The following is a 21078-nucleotide window of genomic DNA, read 5'->3' as shown; positions in this document are numbered from 1 at the left end:
GCCCATCGCGGCCTGCCCGCACCAATTCCCACAAAGCAAAGCACCGGCTTTTCTCCGGGCTTGCACATGCAACCCACGGACCCGGTTGCGCTGCCTTTTTCTGCGCACCTTGGAAGCGGGGACGCCCGCCCATCGCGACCGGACGAAACCAGTCCCCATGAAGTAACGCCCATCACCGGCCATGCCCGCAGAGGGAGTGCGCCCAGACCCCATCCAACCCCCACCCACCACGACAAGCACCATGAGCATCGATTTGAACATCACCCTGGCCAACACCCGCATCAAGGCAGACGAAACCACCACCGTCACCTTTGCCTTCAGCGAGGCCGTCACCAACTTCACACGCGAGGACATCGTGCTCACCGATGCCAACGGCACGCTGGGCACGCTCACGGCCAATGCAGACGGCAAAACCTGGACCGCCACCTTCACGCCCACGGTCAACATTGAGGACAGCAGCAACACCATCGGCGTCAACTTGGCCGGTGTACGCGACGCCGCAGGCAACGTCGGTACCGGCTCCGCCAGCAGCGCCAACTACTCCATTGATACCAAGCGGCCCACTCCGACCGACATCACCATCGATGACACCAAGCTCTGCGCCGGCGAATCAACCACCGTCACCATCACCTTCTCCGAAGCGCTCAATCGGGACAGTTTCACTCTGGCGCACATTAGCTCCAATGCCTCCGCCAATCCCGGCACATTGTCCGACCTGCGTACCACCAACGGCATTACTTGGCAGTTCACGCTGACGGCCCCGACTTCCGGCGCCTCATCGACCGGCAATTACCTCCGCGTGCATTTGAGTACCGTGACCGATGTCGCAGGCAACAGTGGTTGGGGCGGAGTGACGTCTTTCGTTGACATCCGCTACGACATTGACCTCGTTCGACCCACCGCCACGATCACCTTGGCCGACAGCGCGCTCACCGTCGGCGAAACCACCACCGTCACCTTCGCCTTCAGCGAGCCCGTCACCAGTTTCACGCGCGATGACATCGCGCTCGCAAACGGCACATTGGGTGACCTCACGACCCAGGACAACGGCAGAACCTGGACGGCCACCTTGACGCCCACGGCCAACGTCTACGCCGGGGCGAACACCATCCGCGTGAACCTCATCGGTGTCACCGACATCGCTGGCAACATCGGTACCGCCACCGCCACCAGCGCCAACTACACCGTGGATACCCGGCCAGCGAACACCGCAGGCCCAACCGCCACCATCACGCTGGCCGACACCAGCCTCATCGCCGGCGAAACAACGACCGTCACCATCGTCTTCAACGAGACCGTCACCGGCTTCACGCGCGAGGACATCGTGCTCACCGATGCCAACGGCACATTGGGCGACCTCACGACCCATGACAATGGCAAAACCTGGACCGCCACCTTCACGCCCACGGCCAACATTGAGGACAGCAGCAACACCATCGGCGTGAACTTGGCTGGCGTGACCAACGCCGCAAACACCGCCGGTGCCGGCCTCGCCACCAGCACCAGCTACTCCATCGATACCAAGCAGATCACACCGACCGACATCACCATCGCCATCGCTGACACCAAACTCTGCTCCGGCGAATCAACCACCGTCACCCTCACCTTCTCCGAAGCGCTTAATCGGGACAACTTCACCCTGCGTGACCTGGGCTTCATGCGCAATGCCAGCACCAATATCGGCACACTGTCCAACCTGCGCAGCACCGACGACATCACCTGGAAATTCACGCTCACTGCCCCGACTTCCGGCGATTCATCGACCGGCCATGCCATCCTCCTTAACCTGCGCGGCATCACCGATGTCGCGGGCAACGAGGGTCAGCGCGTGTTGGTGTATTTCTCTGACGCTCCCTTCGACTTTGACCTCGTTCGCCCCACCGCCACGATCACCCTGGCTGACAACGCGCTCACCGTTGGCGAAACAACCACCGTCACCTTCGCCTTTAGTGAGCCCGTCACCGGCTTCACGATCGATGACATCTTGCTCACCGACGCCAACGGCACGCTGGGCACGCTCACGGCCAATGCCGACGGCAAAACCTGGACCGCCACCTTCACGCCCACAGCCAACGTCAACGACGCGGCCAACACCATCAGCGTCAACCTCGCGGGCGTGACCGACACCGCAGGCAACGCCGGTGTCAGCACCGCCAGCAGCGCCAACTACACCGTGGACACCCGGTCCGCAGACACCACCGGTCCCACGGCCACCATCACGCTGGCCGATAGCGCGCTGACCGTGGGTGAAACGACCACCGTCACCTTCCGCTTCAGCGAGCCCGTCACCGGCTTCGCAAACGACGACGTCGTGCTCACCAACGCCAACGGCACGCTGGGCCCCCTCACCCCCAACGCCGACCGCACGGTCTGGACAGCCACCTTCACCCCCACGGCCAACGTCAACGACACGACCAACACCATTAGCGTCAACCTCACCGGCGTGACCGACGACGCTCGCAATGCCGGTGTCGGCACCGCCAGCAGCGACAACTACACCGTAAACACCCGGCCCGCAGACACAACAGGACCCACGGCCACCATCGCGCTGGCCGATAGCGCGCTGACCGTGGGTGAAACGACCACCGTCACCTTCCGCTTTAACGAGCCCGTCAACGGCTTCGCAAACGACGACGTCGTGCTCACCAACGCCAACGGCACGCTCAGCCCACTCACCCCCAACGCCGATCGCACGGTCTGGACAGCGACATTCACCCCCACGGCCAACGTCAGCGACACGACGAATACCATCAGCGTCAACCTCACCGGCCTGACCGACGACGCTCGCAACGCCGGCGTCGGCACCGCCAGCAGCGCCAACTACACCGTGGACACCCGGCCCGCAGACACCACCGGTCCCACGGCAACCATCACGCTGGCCGATAGCGCACTCACCGTGGGTGAAACAACGACTGTCACCATCAACTTCAACGAACCCGTCACCAACTTTGACGCCAACGACATCGTCCTCACCAACGCCAACGGCACACTGAGCACGCTCACCCCCAACGCCAACCGCACAGTCTGGACAGCCATCTTCACCCCCACGGCCAACGTCAACGACACAACCAACACCATCAGCGTCAACCTCACCGGGGTAACCGATGACGCAGGCAACGCCGGTGTCAGCACTGCCAGCAGCGCCAACTACACCGTGAACACCCGGCCCGCAGACACCACCGGTCCCACGGCAACCATCACGCTGGCCGATAGCGCACTCACCGTGGGTGAAACAACGACTGTCACCATCAACTTCAACGAACCCGTCACCAACTTTGACGCCAACGACATCGTCCTCACCAACGCCAACGGCACACTGAGCACGCTCACCCCCAACGCCAACCGCACAGTCTGGACAGCCATCTTCACCCCCACGGCCAACGTCAACGACACAACCAACACCATCAGCGTCAACCTCACCGGGGTAACCGATGACGCAGGCAACGCCGGTGTCAGCACTGCCAGCAGCGCCAACTACACCGTGAACACCCGGCCCGCAGACACCACCGGTCCCACGGCAACCATCACGCTGGCCGATAGCGCACTCACCGTGGGTGAAACAACGACTGTCACCATCAACTTCAACGAACCCGTCACCAACTTTGACGCCAACGACATCGTCCTCACCAACGCCAACGGCACACTGAGCACGCTCACCCCCAACGCCAACCGCACAGTCTGGACAGCCATCTTCACCCCCACGGCCAACGTCAACGACACAACCAACACCATCAGCGTCAACCTCACCGGGGTAACCGATGACGCAGGCAACGCCGGTGTCAGCACTGCCAGCAGCGCCAACTACACCGTGAACACCCGGCCCGCAGACACCACCGGTCCCACGGCAACCATCACGCTGGCCGATAGCGCGCTTACCGTGGGCGAAACGACCGCCGTCACCTTCCGCTTCAACGAACCCGTCACCAACTTTGACGCCAGCGACATCGTGCTCATCGACGCCAACGGCACGCTGGGCACGCTCACCCCTAACGCCGACCGCACAGTCTGGACAGCCACCTTCACCCCCACGGCCAACGTCAACGACGCGGCCAATACCATCAGCGTCAACCTCACCGGGGTGACCGATGACGCAGGCAACGCCGGTGTCGGCACCGCCAGCAGCGCCAACTACACCGTGGCCACCCGGCCCGCAGACACCACCGGCCCCACGGCCACCATCATCCTGGCCGACAGCGCGCTCACCGTGGGCGAGACCACCACCGTGACCATCCGCTTCAGCGAACCCGTCACCGGCTTTGACGCCAGCGACGTCGTCCTCACCAACGCCAACGGCACGCTGGGTACGCTCACCCCCACCGCCGACCGCACGGTCTGGACAGCCACCTTCACCCCCACGGCCAACGTCAACGACACGACCAATACCATCAGCGTCAACCTCACCGGCGTGACCGATGACGCAGGCAACGCCGGTGTCGGCAACGCCAGCAGCGCCAACTACACCGTGGACACCCGGCCCGCAGACACCACCGGTCCCACGGCAACCATCACGCTGGCCGATAGCGCGCTTACCGTGGGCGAAACGACCGCCGTCACCTTCCGCTTCAACGAACCCGTCACCAACTTTGACGCCAGCGACATCGTCCTCACCAACGCCAACGGCACGCTGGGCGCGCTCACGGCCAATGCCGACCGCACGGTCTGGACAGCCATCTTCACACCCACAGCCAACGTCAGCGACCCGACCAATACCATCAGCGTCAACCTCACCGGGGTAACCGATGACGCAGGCAACGCCGGTGTCAGCACTGCCAGCAGCGCCAACTACACCGTGAACACCCGGCCCGCAGACACCACCGGTCCCACGGCAACCATCACGCTGGCCGATAGCGCGCTTACCGTGGGCGAAACGACCGCCGTCACCTTCCGCTTCAACGAACCCGTCACCAACTTTGACGCCAGCGACATCGTGCTCATCGACGCCAACGGCACGCTGGGCACGCTCACCCCTAACGCCGACCGCACAGTCTGGACAGCCACCTTCACCCCCACGGCCAACGTCAACGACGCGGCCAATACCATCAGCGTCAACCTCACCGGGGTGACCGATGACGCAGGCAACGCCGGTGTCGGCACCGCCAGCAGCGCCAACTACACCGTGGCCACCCGGCCCGCAGACACCACCGGCCCCACGGCCACCATCATCCTGGCCGACAGCGCGCTCACCGTGGGCGAGACCACCACCGTGACCATCCGCTTCAGCGAACCCGTCACCGGCTTTGACGCCAGCGACGTCGTCCTCACCAACGCCAACGGCACGCTGGGTACGCTCACCCCCACCGCCGACCGCACGGTCTGGACAGCCACCTTCACCCCCACGGCCAACGTCAACGACACGACCAATACCATCAGCGTCAACCTCACCGGCGTGACCGATGACGCAGGCAACGCCGGTGTCGGCAACGCCAGCAGCGCCAACTACACCGTGGACACCCGGCCCGCAGACACCACCGGACCCACGGCCACCATCACCCTGGCCGATAGCGCGCTTACCGTGGGCGAAACGACCACCGTCACCATCCGCTTCAACGAACCCGTCACCAACTTTGACGCCAGCGACATCGTGCTCACCGACGCCAACGGCACGCTGGGCACGCTCACGGCCAATGCCGACGGCAAAACCTGGACAGCGACCTTCACACCCACGGCCAACGTCAACGACACGACCAACACCATCAGCGTCAACTTGGCCGGCCTGACCGACACCGCAGGCAATGCCGGTGTCAGCACCGCCACCAGCGCCAACTACACCGTGGACACCCGGCCCGCAGACACCACCGGACCCACGGCCACCGTCACGCTGGCCGATAGCGCGCTTACCGTGGGCGAAACCACCGCCGTGACCATCCGCTTCAACGAGCCCGTCACTGGCTTCGCAAACGATGACATCGTGCTCACCGATGCCAACGGCACGCTCAGCACGCTCACCCCCAACGCCGACCGCACGGTCTGGACAGCGACATTCACCCCCACGGCCAACGTCAACGACACGACCAACACCATCAGCGTCCATCTCACCGGCCTGACCGACGACGCGGGCAACGCCGGTGTCAGCATCGCCACCAGCGCCAACTACACCGTGGACACCCGGCCGGACACGACGCCCCCGGTGATCAAAACCGCCACGGTCAGCGACAACCAGTTGGTGCTCACGTACACCGAAGCCAACCGCCTGGACGCGACCCATATCCCGCCCACCACGGCCCTTGAGGTGCGCGTCGATAACGTGCTCACTGCCGTCACCGCCATCACGGTGAACGCGCAGGACAAGACCGTCAGCCTGACGCTGGCCACCGCTGTCTCCAGGGACCAAGCGGTGACCGTCGCCTACAACGACCCCACGACCGGCGACGATGCCAACGCCATACAGGACGCGGCCGGCAACGACGCGGCCAGTTTCCCGGCCATGCCGGTGAACAACCGCACCCCCGCGCCACAGAGTCCGGCCCCGGCGGACAAGGCACAGAGTCCGGCTCCGGCGGACAAGGACACGACGGACAAGGACATCAAGGACGACAAGGACACGGACGGCGACAGCGACGGCGTTCCGAGCAGCGTCGAAGACCTGGCCCCCGGCATCCCCGGCCCCGCTGGCGCTGCCCCGATCGCCGGCGACGGCAACGGAGACGGCGTCAAGGACAGCATGCAGGCAGCAGTGAGTTCGGTCAGCCTCGTGCGCAGCCCCACCGGAGAAAGCAGGCCGGCAGGCGCAGCCAGCACCCATGTGACCCTGGTGGCCGACAGCCTGGACGGCAAGCCCAACCCGGGCAGCAGCGCACGCATCACCCACCTGGAGCAAAAGAACGCACCCGCCGAATTGCCCAAGGGAATGGAAATGCCCCTCGGTCTGCTCCGCTTCGAGGCAGCGCAGGCCACGGGCCACAGCAGCGAAAAATTCAGCCTGTACGTGGACCCGGCGCTGGGCGTCAACGGCTACTGGCTGCGGGACAGCACCGGCACCTGGGTCAACTTGGCGAGCAGCCCTTACGGCGGCAAGATGGCGCTGGAAGGCGGGCAGCTGCGGCTGGACTTTGAGATCAGCGATGGCGGGCAGTTCGACGCCGACGGCAAGGCCAACGGCGTCATCACCGCGCCCGGCGCCGCGGCGCAGATGCCGCTGTCCATCGTGGGGCAGGCGACGGATCTGGCGCATGGTGGGTTCTGGTTCTGAGGACCTTGGGGTCAGCCAGGGCGGCAAGGTCGCCTCCGGCAGCCACACCCGCATCACCAGCCTGGAGCAAAAGGCAGCGCCCGCCCAGACACCCAAGGCGCTGGAGACGCCCATCGCGCTGACGAGCTTCAAGGCCACGCTGGAGACCGCCGGCAGCACCGAGACCTTCAGCCTGTACGTGGACCCGAAGATCGGCGCCAACGGCTACTGGCTGCAAGACCACAGCGGCACCTGGGTGAACCTGGCGAGCAGCCCTTACGGCGGCAAGATGGTGGACGAAGGCGGGCGGCTGCGGCTGGACTTCACGATCACCGACGGCGGAGCGTTCGACGCCGACGGCCAGGCCAACGGCAGCATCACCGCGCCCGGCGCCGCAGCGCAGATGGCCTTGTCCCTCATGGGGCAGGCGCCGGACGCGGCGGGCGGCCTCTGGTTCTGACGGTGCCGCGCGGGGCCTGGACAGCGGCGGCCCAAGCCTGTCCGCCCCGGCGGACGGCTTGAACCCGAAGGGGCTCCCGGGTTGGCGCCGCATTCGCCGGCATGGTGTGGGCACATGGTCGCCTACGCGAGGCGGCCGAGCGCGAAGGGCACCGGGGCAACAGATGCATCGTCGGACCGTGTTTAAATATGCGCCATTTTGTTAGGCGGGTGTCCTGTGGAGTCAATTCCACGCAGTGAGCACGCCAAATACGTATCCGTACATCACCCCCTTCTTGAAAGGAAACATCATGGCTGTTAATTCCGTCAAAATTTGGGCCCAGGGACACACGTCCGACCGCAATGGATACGTTCTGCGCATTGTGGCCGGCGATACGGTCGAGAATTTCCTGGCGACCAGGGTGCATTTCGAGTTCAACGAAGCGCCCCTGGCGTCGAGTTTCAGCCTCTCCGACTGCACCATTCCGAAGAATACCTACTGGTCCACCGAGTCCGATGAAGGATTGACGCAGGACCCCGACAATCCCAAGCACTACTACGCCTTCCTGATAGCGAACAAGAACGTGGAGAGCACCGGTGAATACGTCTCCCTGGACCTTGCCAAGGTGACAGATGCCGCCGGCAATCGGGGCTCAGGGACCTTCCATTCCGAAGGGGTGTTTACCATCGACACCGTCCCGCCCACGCTCAGCGCGCCCACGCTCGGCAGCGCCACGGTCAACGGCGACCAGTTGGTGCTCACGTACATCGAAGGAACCACCCTGGACGGGGCCGCACTGACGGACAACGCAGGCTTTACGGTCAGCAACACCGCAGGCACGGCCATTACCGTGCGCAGCGCCGTGGTGAACGCAACGGCCAAGACCGTCACGCTCACGCTGAGCCGCGCCGTGACCCAGGCTGAGACGGTGAAAGTCAGCTACACCAAACCCACATCCGGCGCCGTGATACAGGACGCAGCCGGCCACGACGCAGTGAGCTTCAGCGACCGGGCGGTGACGAACAACACGCCCGCGCCAGCAGACACCACGCCCCCGGTGATCAACACCGCCACGGTCAACGGCGACCAGCTGGTGCTCACGTACACCGAAACCAACACCCTGGACCCGGCAGCGCTCGCGGGCAACGCGGGCTTTGCGGTCAGCACCACCCCGGGCACCGCCATTACCGTGCGCAGCGCCGTGGTGAGCGCAGCGGACAAGACCGTCACCCTCACGCTCAGCCGCGCCGTCACCAGCGTGGAGACGGTGAGCGTCAGCTACACCAAACCCGAATCCGGCGCCGTGGTGCAGGACGCTGCCGGCAACGACGCAGTGGACTTCAGCAGCCGGACTGTCATCAACAACACACCACCCGACACCACACCCCCGGCGATCCACAGCGCCACGGTCACCGACGACCAGCTGGTGCTCACTTACACCGAAGCGGGCACCCTGGACCCGGCAGCGCTCGCGGACAACGCAGGCTTTACGGTCAGCAGCACCACAGGCACCGCCATTACCGTACGCAGCGCCGTGGTGAACGCAACGGACAAGACCGTCACCCTCACGCTCAGCCGCGCCGTCACCAGCGTGGAGACGGTGAGCGTCAGCTACACCAAACCCACATCCGGCGCCGTGGTGCAGGACGCTGTCGGCAACGACGCTGTGGACTTCAGCAGCCGGACTGTCATCAACAACACACCACCCGACACCACACCCCCGGTGTTCCACAGCGCCACGGTCACCGGCGACCAGCTGGTGCTCACGTACACCGAAGCGGGCACCCTGGACCCGGCAGCGCTCGCGGGCAGCGCAGGCTTTGCGGTCAGCAGCACCCCGGGCACGGCCATTCCCGTGCGCAGCGCCGTGGTGAACGGGGCGGCCAAGACCGTCACCCTGACGCTGAGCCGCGCCGTAACCAGCGTGGAGACGGTGAAGCTCAGCTACACCAAGCCCGCATCCGGCGCCGTGGTGCAGGACGCTGCGGGCAACGACGCAGTGAACTTCAGCGACCAGGAGGTGACGAACAACACGCCCGCGCAAAAAGCAGACACCGCGGCCCCGCTGTTCATCGACGCCTCGGTCAACGGCAACCAGCTGGAGCTCCACTACGCCGATGCAAACCACCTGAACGCAAACTACACCGCGCCCGCATCGGCGTTTGCGCTGAGCAGTCCCGGCGCTGCGGCCATCAGCGTGAGCGACGTTGCCATCATGGGCAAGACCGTCACGCTGACGCTCAGCCGCGCCGTGGCCAACGGCGAGAAGCTCACGCTCAGCTACACCAAGCCGGCGACCGGCGACGACGCGATACAGGACGTTTCCGGCAACGCCGCGGCGGACTTGCGCAACGAGGCCGTGAACAACTTCACGCCCGGACCCGCGCCCGCACCGGCGCCCGGACCCGCGCCCGGACCCGCGCCCGCGCCCGCACCCACACCGGAACACGACCCCGGCGCACCCAATGCGGACCACGACGGCGTGCCCGACGCGCAGGAAAATCAGGCCATCGGCCCCAAGGGTTCCGCCACCGGCGACGGCAACAACGACGGCATCCAGGACAGCACGCAGGCCGCAGTCACTTCCTTCAGCGCCAAGACCAGCAGCGGTTCCGACACCTCGGTGACCCTGGTCGCAGACAGCCAGGGCGGCAAGGTCCCCTTGGACAGCACCACCCGCATCACCAGCCTGGAGCAAAAGGCAGCGCCCACCCAGACACCCAAGGCGCTGGAGACGCCCATCGCGCTGACGAGCTTCAAGGCCACGCTGGAGACCGCCGGCAGCACCGAGACCTTCAGCCTGTACGTGGACCCGAAGATCGGCGCCAACGGCTACTGGCTGCAAGACCACGGCGGCACCTGGGTGAACCTGGCGAGCAGCCCTTACGGCGGCAAGATGGTGGACGAGGGCGGGCGGCTGCGGCTGGACTTCACGATCACCGACGGCGGAGCGTTCGACGCCGACGGCCAGGCCGACGGCAGCATCACCGCGCCCGGCGCCGCAGCGCAGATGCCGCTGTCCATCGTGGGGCAGGCGTCGGACGTGGCGCATGGCGGGTTCTGGTTCTGAGGGCCGCCCCGAATCGGGCATTCGTCCGGAAAAAAAACCGCTATTGCGCCTGCACGACCCTGGCCTGATTCACTACCACGGCATGCCCGCGGCCATGTAACCAATCTGCTCCCGCAGCAGCGCCAAGGCACGCTCCCTTGGCAGCGCCGCAGCGTCCCTTGCGGCAGAGGACACCAGGGCCCAAGCGGCATCCTGCCTGCTTGGGTGAACCTCCAGATCCCCGACCCGCCAACGGCGTCGGGCTGTGCGCGCCCGACCAGCCGAAAGACCGGCGCGATGCCGCTTTCGTAGCGCCCGATCCCGCGCAACGCCAAGGCTTCCACCGGGGTGTTGCAAGCATCCATGCCCGCCTCTCCGAGCGTCCGATGGACAAGCTAACACTTACTATTTTCTAAAATTAAATTGCAATTATTCACATACAATTCGCGACATGTTGGGCCGTCCCTTCTCCCCATGCAGCCCCTCCTGAAACATGGGCAGGACCATGGCACTGCCTGAACGCCGTGCATCCCCGCACGCGGTAAGAACCGCTGCTCAGGCTGCACGGCGGGCTGCTGATTTCGCCCCCACGGGCGCCCAACCGCGGGGGTCGGACGGGACCACAGGACGCCACCTGCCCCCTGCTGACCAAATCAGTCACGCACGCCTGCACCACCCCGCAATGACACCCCTGCCGGATCGGCAAGGGTCCAACGCATTCAAGAAACCGTTCACGGCCCTCGCCGGGGACTGCGCATGCAGTCCATGGTTCGGGCAGCGTTGTCGATTCCCGCACAGAAGGGATGGCCTCCTGGCACGCGCCGCCGCCGCCAGAGAGACGCAACGCACCCCTTCGGACAAGACCGCGAACAGGCGCTGCCCCCCGGAATCGCCCCGGGTGCCTTCCCTGTCCACAGGGCCATGCGCCCAAACCCCGGCCACCCCCCATCCCACTCCCAAAGCACCATGAGCATCGATGCGCACACCCCCCCCGGCCTCCGCTCGGGCGAGACCACGAACACCGGGGGCACCCGGCGCCCCATGCTCGCAGCGATCAACCCGATCACCATCGGCAAGGACAAACTGGGCATTGGCGCGAGCACCACCGTCACCATCCGCTTCGCCGAAGCCATCGCGATCGACAGCTTCACCACCGCCGACCTGATCGTGGAGGGCAGAGGCGTGACGCTGTCCAACGACCTGAGGAGCACCGACGGCGGCATCACCTGGACGGTCACGCTGCAGGCTCCGACGCAGACGGTTCTCAACAACGCCGAATACGCCCTCCTCCACGGGCACAACTCAACGGGCAACCATATCCGCGTCAAACTCACCGACGTGACCAACCCCGCAGGCAACGCCGGTGTGGGCCAGGCCGTCTCCGCAGTCACCTACGACATCGACGTCCGGAGGCCCGACGTCGGCATCAGGCTGAGCGACGACACCCTCACCGCGGGCGAAACCACCACCGTCATCTTCAGCTTCAACGAGCCCATCGACGGCTTTGGTTTCAACAACATCGACATGACAAGGGCCAACGGCACGCTGGGTCCGCTGACCCTCCTCGAAGATGGCAGGACCTGGATCGCCACCTTCACGCCCACAGCGGGTATCAGTGAGAACAACGAAATCCGCGTCAAATTGTTCGGCGTGGCGGACTTGGTGGGCAATACGACGGACATCCCCTCCGCCTCCGCCATCAGCGACCGCTACACCATCAACACCGGCACCACAGACCAGACAACCCGCCTGAGCGCACGCGTCACGCTGACCGATGAGCCCCTTACGACGGGAGAAAAGACGACCGTCGTCATCGCCTTCAACAAGCCCGTCAACGCCAACACCTTCACGCGCGATGACGTGGACCTGACACAGGCCAACGGCACGATCAGCAACCCCATACGCAGCGCCGACGGCCGAACCTGGACGGCCACCTTCACGCCCACGGACAACGTCATCGACGAGACCAACACCATCAGCGTGAACCTCGCGGGCGTGACCGACGCCGCAGGCACCGCCGCAACCGGCCGCGCCACCAGCGACAACTTCCGCGTGACCACCGCGCTACCTAACGCCACGATCACGCTGGCCGACAGCGCGCTCACCACGCACGAAACAACGCTCGTCACCTTCACCTTCAACCAACCGGTCTTCGACTTCATGAGGGATGACGTCGTGTTCGACGGCACCACCAGCGAGCTCAGCGAGCTCAGCGCGATCAACGGGTCCACGCCCCAAGACAGATTCAAAATCTGGACCGCCACCCTCACACCCAAGTCCAACGTCAACGACCAGACCAACACCATCAGCGTCAACCTGGCCGGCGTCATCACCCCGGCAGGCAAGTCCGGTACCGGCACCGCCCGCAGTGCCAACTACACGGTCAACACCGGGCTGCTCAGCGCCGCCAACCGCCCCACGCTCGCAGCGACCAACCCGATCACGATCGGCGACGACAAACTGAGCATGGGCGAGAGCACCACCGTCACCATCCGCTTCGCCGAAGCCATCGAGACCGACAGCTTCAGCATCACCGACCTGACCGTGGGCGGTTCCGCGACGCTGAGCAACCTGCAAAGCACCGACGGTGGCACCACCTGGACGGTCACGCTGAAGGCTCCGGAGCGCAGTGACATCCTCGGCGGCGACTTCGCCCGGTACAACTCAACGGGCAACCGGATCAGCGTCAACCTCGCCGGCGTGACCAACCCCGCAGGCAACGCCGGTGTGGGCCAGGCCGTCTCCACGGTCACCTATGACATCGACGTCTCGGCGCCCGGCGCCGCCATCACCCTGGCCGACAACGCCCTCACCGCAGGCGAAACCACCACCGTCACCATCACCTTCACCGAGCCCGTCACCGGCTTTGACGCCAGCGACGTCGTGCTCACCGACGCCAACGGCACGCTGGGCCCGCTCACGCCGAACGCCGAGCGCACGGTCTGGACGGCGACATTCACGCCCACGGACAGGGTCAATGACGCGGCGAATACGATCAGCCTGAACCTCAGCGGCGTGCGCGACGACGCGGGCAACGCCGGGGTGGGCAGTGCCAGCAGCGCCAGCTACAGCGTCAACACCCAGTTGTCAGACACCACGGCCCCGCAGCTGATCACCACCGGCAACTATAGCCCCAGGGCCTTGAACAACGAGTTGCTGCTCAACTTCAGCGACCAGAGCGACATACCCACAGCCTCGGACCGCCTGCCGACGACCGGGGATTTCACCGTGCGCGTCAACGGCGTACCGAATCTCGTCACGAACGTCCGTGTCGGCACGGACCCTCGCTCCAAGGTGGTGGTCCTGACGCTGGCCACCCCCCTGGAGCCTGGTCAGGGCGGCGTGACCGTTGCCTACAACGACAGCACGCCCGCGGACAACAAGGGCATACAGGACACGGCAGGCAACTGCCTGACCAGCTTTCCGACCACGGCGGTGCGCAACATGACGCTGGACAACTCGCCCCCGGTGCTGATCACCACCGGTACCAGGAGCCCCTGGGTCAACGGCGACCAGCTGGTGCTCAGCTTCCAGGACGCCAGCAACCTGTCGACCGACAAGCCGGCCAAGGAGACTTTTACGGTGCGCGTGAATGGCAACGCCCGGGTCGTCAGCGACGTCGCCGTGCATGCCGAGGCCAAGACGGTGACGCTGACGCTGGCCACTGCCGTCACCCGGGGTCAGTCGGTGACCGTTGCCTACGACGACCCCACCCCGGCCGCCGACGACGCCTACGCAATACAGGACGTTCACGGCCATGACGCAGCCAGCTTTGCGGCCACCGCGGTGACGAACAACACCCCGGCAACAGACACCACCGGCCCGACCGCCACGATCACACTGGCCGACAGCGCGCTCACCGTGGGCGAGAGCACCGCCGTCAGCTTCCGCTTCAGCGAGCCCGTCACCGGCTTTGACGCCGAAGACATCGTGCTCACCGACGCCAACGGCACGCTGGGCCCGCTCACGGCGGGCGCCGAGCGCACGGTCTGGACGGCGACCTTCACGCCCACGGCCAACGTCAGCGCCCTGGCCAATACCATCCGTGTGAACCTCAGCGGCGTCGCCGACGACGCGGGCAATGCCGGCACCGGCAGCGCCAGCAGCGCCAACTACTCCGTGGACACCGTGCGCCCCACGGCGACCATCACGCTGGCCGACACCGCGCTCACCGCGGGCGAGAGCACGACCGTCAGCTTCCGCTTCAGCAAGCCCGTCACCGGCTTTGACGCCAGCGACATCGTGCTCACCGACGCCAACGGCACGCTGGGCCCGCTCACGGCGGGCGCCGAGCGCACGGTCTGGACGGCGACCTTCACACCCACGGCCAACGTCAACGACAGGGCGAATACGATCAGCGTAAACCTCAGCGGCGTCGCCGACGACGCGGGCAACGCCGGCACCGGCAGCGCCAGCAGCGACAACTACTCCGTGGACACCGTGCGCCCCACGGCGACCATCACGCTGGCCGACAGCGCGCTCACCGTGGGCGAGACCACGACCGTCAGCTTCCGCTTCAGCAAGCCCGTGAACGGCTTTGACACCGACGACATCGTGTACACCAACGGCACGCTGACAACGCCCACGGCCAACGCCGAGCGCACGGTCTGGACGGCCACCTATACGCCTACGGAGGACATCAGCGCCCGGGCGAACACCATCCGCGTGAACCTCGCTGGCGTGACCGACGACGCGGGCAACGCCGGGACCGGCAGCGCCTCCAGCGCCAACTACTCCGTGGACAACACGCGCCCCACCGCGACGAGCATCACGCTGGCCGACAGGGCGCTCACCGCGGGCGAGAGCACGACCGTCAGCTTCCGCTTCAACGAGCCCGTCAACGGCTTTGACGCCAGCGACATCGTGTGCACGAGCGGCACGCTGAGCACGCCCACGGCCAACGCCGAGCGCACGGTCTGGACAGCGACCTTCACGCCCAATGCGAACGCCAACGCCTGGACGAACACCATCCGCGTCAACCTCGCCGGCGTGACCGACGACGCGGGCAACACCGGGACCGGCAGCGCCAGCAGCGCCAACTACAGCGTGCACACCACGCGCCCCACGGCCACCATTACGTTGGCCGACAGCACGCTCACCGTGGGCGAGAGCACAACCGTCCGCTTCATCTTCAACGAGCCCGTCACCGGCTTGGACGCCAGCGACATCGTGTGCCCCAACGGCACGCTGAGCACGCCCACGGCGAACGCCGAGCGCACGGTCTGGACAGCGACCTTCACGCCCAACGCGAACGCCAATGCCCGGACGAATACCATCCGCGTGGACCTCGCCGGCGTGACCAACGACGCAGGCAACACCGGGACCGGCAGCGCCAGCAGCACCAACTACTGCGTCGATACCGTGCGCCCCACGGCGACCATCACGCTGGCCGACAGCACGCTCACCGCGGGCGAGAGCACAACCGTCACCATCACCTTCAGCGAGCCCGTCACCGGCTTGGACGCCAGCGACATCGTGTGCACGAGCGGCACGCTGAGGGCGCCCACGGCGAACGCCGAGCGCACGGTCTGGACAGCCACCTTCACGCCCATGGCCAACGTCAACACCCTGGCGAATACCATCCGTGTGAACCTCACCAATGTGCGCGACGACGCAGGCAACGCCGGGACCGGCAGCGCCATCAGCACCAACTACTCCGTGAATACCGAGCGACCCACGGCGACCATCACGCTGGCCGACCGCGCGCTCACCGTGGGCGAGAGCACAACCGTCACCATCACCTTCAGCGAGCCCGTCAACGGCTTGGACACCAGCGACATCGTGCTCACGGACGCCAACGGCACGCTGACAACGCCCACGGCCAACACCGACCGCACGGTCTGGACAGCGACCTTCACACCCACGGCCAACGTCAACACCCCGACCAATACCATCCGCGTAAACCTCAGCGGTGTGCGCAACGACGCGGGCAACGCCGGGACCGGCAACGCCAGCAGCGCCAACTACTCCGTGGACACCCGGCCGGCAGCAGACACCGCCGGCCCCACGGCCACCATCGCGCTCGCCGACAACGCGCTCACCGCGGGCGAGAGCACAACAGTCACCTTCCGCTTCAACGAGCCCGTCAACGGCTTGGACGCCAGCGACATCGTGTGCACGAGCGGCACGCTGAGCTTGCCCACGGCCAACACCGAGCGCACGGTCTGGACAGCGACCTTCACACCCACGGCCAACGTCAACGCCCGGACCAATACCATCCGCGTAAACCTCAGCGGTGTGCACGACGACGCGGGCAACGCCGGAACCGGCAGCGCCAGCAGCGACAACTACTCCGTGGACACCCGGCCCGCAGACACCACCGGCCCCACGGCAACCATCGCGCTGGCCGACAACGCGCTCACCGCGGGCGAGACCACAACCGTCACCTTCCGCTTCAACGAGCCCGTCAACGGCTTGGACGCCAGCAACATCGTGCTCACGGACGCCAACGGCACGCTGAGCACGCCCACGGCCAACACCGAGCGCACGGTCTGGACAGCGACCTTCACGCCCACGGCCAACGTCAACGCCCGGACCAATACCATCCGAGTAAACCTCGCCGGCGTGCGCGACGACGCGAACAACGCCGGGACCGGCAGCGCCAGCAGCGACAACTACTCCGTGGACACCCGGCCCGCAGACACCACCGGCCCCACGGCAACCATCGCGCTGGCCGACAACGCGCTCACCGCGGGCGAAAGCACAACCGTCACCATCACCTTCAACGAGCCCGTCAACAACTTTGACGCCAGCGACATCGTGCTCACGGACGCCAACGGCACGCTGAGCACGCCCACGGCGAACACCGAGCGCACGGTCTGGACAGCGACCTTCACACCCACGGCCAACGTCAACGCCCGGACCAATACCATCCGAGTAAACCTCGCCGGCGTGCGCGACGACGCGAACAACGCCGGGACCGGCAGCGCCAGCAGCGACAACTACTCCGTGGACACCCGGCCGGCAGACACCACCGGCCCCATGGCCACCATCGCGCTGGCCGACAGCGCGCTCACCGCGGGTGAGAGCACAACCGTCACCTTCCGCTTCAACGAGCCCGTCAAAGACTTTGACGCCAGCGACATCGTGCTCACGGACGCCAACGGCACGCTGAGCACGCCCACGGCGAACACCGAGCGCACGGTCTGGACAGCCACCTTCACGCCCACGGCCAACGTCAACACCCTGGCGAATACCATCCGCGTCAACCTCAGCGGTGTGTGCGACGACGCGGACAACGCCGGGACCGGCAGCGCCATCAGCGCCAACTACTCCGTCAATACCACGCGCCCCACGGCGACCATCGCACTGGCCGACAGCGTGCTCACCGCGGGCGAGAGCACAACCGTCACCTTCCGCTTCAGCGAACCCGTCAAAGACTTTGACGCCAGCGACATCGTGCTCACGGACGCCAACGGCACGCTGACAACGCCCACGGCCAACACCGGGCGCACGGTCTGGACAGCGACCTTCACACCCACGGCCAGCATCAGTGCCCGGACGAACACCATCCGCGTGGACCTCAGCGGTGTGCGCAACGACGCGGGCAACGCCGGGACCGGCAGCGCCATCAGCACCACCTACTCCGTCAATACCACGCGCCCCACGGCGAGCATCGCGCTGGCCGACAGCGCACTCACCGCGGGCGAGAGCACAACCGTCACCATCACCTTCAGCGAGCCCGTCAACGGCTTGGACACCAGCGACATCGTGCTCACGGACGCCAACGGCACGCTGAGTCCCCCCACAGCCAACACCGGGCGCACGGTCTGGACAGCCACCTTCACGCCCACGGACAACGTCAACACCCGGGTGAATACCATCCGTGTGAACCTCAGCGGCGTAAGCAACGACGCGGGCAACGCCGGCACCGGCAGCGCCATCAGCGCCAACTACAGCGTGAAAACCACGCGGCCCACGGCCACCATCGCACTGGCCGACAGCGCGCTCACCGCGGGCGAGAGCACAACCGTCACCATCACCTTCAGCGAGCCCGTCAACGGCTTTGACGCCAGCGACATCGTGCTCACGGACGCCAACGGCACGCTGACGACGCCTACGGCGAACACCGAGCGCACGGTCTGGACAGCCACCTTCACACCCACGGCCAACGTCAACGCCCGGACCAATACCATCCGCGTAAACCTCGCCGGCGTGCGCGACGACGCAGACAACGCCGGGACCGGCAGCGCCAGCAGCGACAACTACTCCGTGGACACCCGGCCCGCAGACACCACCGGCCCCACAGCCACCATCGCACTGGCCGACAGCGCGCTCACCACGGGCGAGAGCACAACCGTCACCATCACCTTCAACGAGCCCGTCAACGGCTTGGACACCAGCGACATCGTGCTCACGGACGCCAACGGCACGCTGACAACGCCCACGGCGAACACCGAGCGCACGGTCTGGACAGCCACCTTCACACCCACGGCCAACGTCAACGCCCGGACGAACACCATCCGCGTCAACCTCAGCGGCGTGCGCGACGACGCGGGCAACGCCGGCACCGGCAGCGCCAGCAGCGACAACTACTCCGTCGATACCACGCGCCCCACGGCGAGCATCACGTTGGCCGACAGTGCGCTCACCGCGGGCGAGACCACGACCGTCACCTTCCGCTTCAACGAGCCCGTCAACGGCTTTGACGCCAGCGACATCGTGTGCCCCAACGGTACGCTGAGTTGGCCCACGGCCAGCGCCGAGCGCACGGTCTGGACAGCGACCTTCACGCCCACGGCCAACGTCAGCGCTCCGACGAATACCATCCGCCTGAACCTCGCCGGGGTGACCAACGACGCGGGCATCGCCAGGACCGGCAGCATGGTCAGCGCCAACTACTCCGTGGACACCCGGACGGACACCACCGGCCCGACCGCCACGATCACGCTGGCCGACACCCACCTGACCGTGGACGAAACCACAACAGTCACCTTTGTCTTCAACGAGCCCGTCACCGGCTTCACGCGCGACGACGTCGTGCTCAGCGATGCCAACGGCACCTTGACCGACCCCACGACGAATGACCAGGCCAGAAGAACCTGGACAGCGACCTTCACGCCCACGGCAGGCGTCGAGAACAGCAACAACACCATCGGCGTGAACTTGGCGGGCGTGCGCAACACCGCAGGCCGCACCGGCACCGGCCACGCCCATGGCCCCAGCTACCAGATCGACACCCGGGCCCCGGTGCTCGCCAGCGCCACGGTGAACGCCATCCAGCTGGTGCTGCGCTACACCGAAGGAAGCAGCCTGGACGCAACGCATATCCCGCCCATCACGGCCTTCACGGTGCGCGCCGATAACGTACTCACCGCCGTCACCGCCATCGCGGTAAATGCGCAGGAAAAGACCGTCAGCCTGACGCTGGCCACCACGGTCACCAACGGCCAGGCAGTGAGCGTCGCCTACACCGACCCGACGACCGGCAACGATGCCGACGCCATACAGGACATAGCCGGCAACGACGCGGCCAGTTTCGCGGCCATGCCGGTGGACAACCGCACACCCGCGCCACCGAGCCCGGCTCCAAGTCCGAGCCCAAGTCCAGCTTCAAGCCCGAGCCCATCGGCCCCGGAAGGCCCGACGTACAAGGACACCAAGGACACGGACGGCGACAGCATTCCCGACAGCCTCGAAAACCCGCCCCCCTTCCTCTCCGGCCCCTCTGGCGCAGCCCCCGGCGACGGCAACGGAGACGGCGTCCAGGACAGCACGCAAGCGGCAGTGGGATCGACCAGTTTCAAAGTCCGCTCCACCGGAGAAAGCGCAACCAGCACCTCCGTGACCCTGGTAGCAGGCAGCCAGAACGGCAAGCTGGACCCGCACAGCGGTGCCCGCATCACCCGCCTGGAGCAAAAGGACGTCCCCGCCCAATTACCCCCGGGAATGGAAATGCCCCTCGGGCTGCTCCGCTTCGAGGCGAGGCTGGCCCCAGGCCACAGCAGCGAAAAGTTCAGCCTGTATCTGGACCCCGCGCTGGGCGTCAACGGCTACTGGGTGAAAGACGGCACCGGCACCTGGACCAACCTGAGCAGCGCGCCCCACGGCGGCAAGATGGTGAGCGAAGGCGGGCGACTGCGGCTGGACTTTGCAATCACCGATGGCGGACCGTTCGACGCCGACGGCCAGGCCAACGGCGCCATCACCGCGCCCGGCGCCGCAGCGCAAATGCCGCTGTCCATCGTGGGGCAGGCCTCCAACGTGGCGCATGGCGAGTTCTGGCTCTGAGGCCCGCCCCCGAATCGGGCCTGCATCCGGAAAAGAACCACCATGGCGCCTGCACGGTTCTGGCCTGATTCGCCACCACAGCATGCCCGCAGTCATGTAGGCGATCTGCACCCGCAGCAGCGCCAAGGCCGCTCCCTTGGCTGCGCCGCAGCGCCCCTTGCGGCAGGGGACACCAGGGCCCAAGCGACATTC

General features: G+C 66.2%; 4 protein-coding genes. All 4 read left to right on the top strand.

From position 1 onward, the window contains the following. Positions 1-241: 241 nt before the first annotated feature. The 4 genes from D5041_RS08610 (at position 242) to D5041_RS08595 (ending at position 20886) form a co-directional block, all read left to right on the top strand. A complete protein-coding gene (locus D5041_RS08610) occupies positions 242-7189 on the top strand; it encodes an Ig-like domain-containing protein (protein WP_265284431.1) in 6948 nt (2315 codons plus the stop codon). After that, the gene (locus tag D5041_RS08605) at positions 7170-7628 is read left to right on the top strand and encodes a choice-of-anchor U domain-containing protein (protein ID WP_265284430.1); all 459 of its coding nucleotides are present in this window, start codon (positions 7170-7172) and stop codon (positions 7626-7628) included. Before D5041_RS08610 ends, D5041_RS08605 begins: the two co-directional genes overlap by 20 nt. A 289-nt stretch (positions 7629-7917) precedes the next feature. Beyond that, positions 7918-10677 carry a SwmB domain-containing protein gene (locus D5041_RS08600; protein WP_265284428.1) on the top strand — a complete coding sequence of 920 codons (2760 nt, stop codon included), beginning with the start codon at positions 7918-7920 and terminating at the stop codon, positions 10675-10677. Positions 10678-11622: 945 nt separating this feature from the next. Continuing rightward, the gene (locus D5041_RS08595) at positions 11623-20886 is read left to right on the top strand and encodes an Ig-like domain-containing protein (RefSeq protein WP_265284427.1); all 9264 of its coding nucleotides are present in this window, start codon (positions 11623-11625) and stop codon (positions 20884-20886) included. Positions 20887-21078 lie beyond the last annotated feature (192 nt).

It is taken from the genome of Verminephrobacter aporrectodeae subsp. tuberculatae, from assembly GCF_026127385.1.
Classification (GTDB): domain Bacteria; phylum Pseudomonadota; class Gammaproteobacteria; order Burkholderiales; family Burkholderiaceae_C; genus Acidovorax; species Acidovorax aporrectodeae.
Note: the sequence above shows the minus strand (reverse complement) of the source record. Positions and strands in the feature narration are given on the sequence as shown.

Bases quoted from the DNA above. Each gene is read 5' to 3' on its own strand.
- D5041_RS08595 (WP_265284427.1), top strand. From the start codon at position 11,623: ATGAGCATCGATGCGCACACCCCCCCCGGCCTCCGCTCGGGCGAGACC.
- D5041_RS08600 (WP_265284428.1), top strand. From the start codon at position 7,918: ATGGCTGTTAATTCCGTCAAAATTTGGGCCCAGGGACACACGTCCGAC.
- D5041_RS08610 (WP_265284431.1), top strand. From the start codon at position 242: ATGAGCATCGATTTGAACATCACCCTGGCCAACACCCGCATCAAGGCA.
- D5041_RS08605 (WP_265284430.1), top strand. From the start codon at position 7,170: ATGGTGGGTTCTGGTTCTGAGGACCTTGGGGTCAGCCAGGGCGGCAAG.